Source organism: Leifsonia sp. HAY1-4F, assembly GCF_056755275.1.
Genome location: NZ_JBNDHX010000209.1, coordinates 1 through 547, shown reverse-complemented (window position 1 = coordinate 547; position 547 = coordinate 1). Strand labels below are relative to the sequence as shown.

At 68.6% G+C, this 547-nt stretch carries 1 protein-coding gene and 1 pseudogene; both read right to left on the bottom strand.

From position 1 onward, the window contains the following. Window positions 1-209, bottom strand: a pseudogene (locus ACPYOG_RS19235) (3,4-dihydroxyphenylacetate 2,3-dioxygenase); the annotation flags it as partial. A 49-nt stretch (window positions 210-258) separates the two neighbouring features. Further along, on the bottom strand, window positions 259-547 hold a 289-nt coding region (locus ACPYOG_RS19230), incomplete at its 5' end, for an aldehyde dehydrogenase family protein (RefSeq protein WP_481295737.1).

The following is a 547-nucleotide window of genomic DNA, read 5'->3' as shown; positions in this document are numbered from 1 at the left end:
GTGTTCTCGTCCTCCTCGGTGACGATGAGGTCGAGCACGTCGACGTAGAACTCGCGGCTGGCGGCGAGGTCGGTGACCACCAGTTCCATGTAGGCGGCGCGCACCACATCCGGCGGGGCGGCCTTCGGGGTGCGGATGCGGTCGGTCGGCGCGGGGATGGGATCGGTCAGGCCGACCACGGGCTCCGGGGTATCAGGGGTGATGCTCATGGTGCGTGCTTCCTCTGCGTTGAGTGCTGTCTGAATGGTCGCGCGGTCCTCAGTTGGCGCCGAACCGGGCGGTGTGGACGGGGCCGAGGGTGATGTGGACGGCTTGCTGGTCGGTGTAGAAGTCGATGGAGCGGTAGCCGCCCTCGTGCCCGAGGCCGGAGGCCTTCACCCCGCCGAACGGGGTGCGGAGGTCGCGGACGTTGTGCGAGTTCAGCCACACCATCCCGGCCTCCACGTTCTGGGCGAAGCTGTGCGCGCGTGCCAGGTCGCGTGTCCACAGGTAGGCGGCCAGGCCGTAACGCACCCCGTTGGCAAGCTCCAACGCCTGTTCGTCGGTG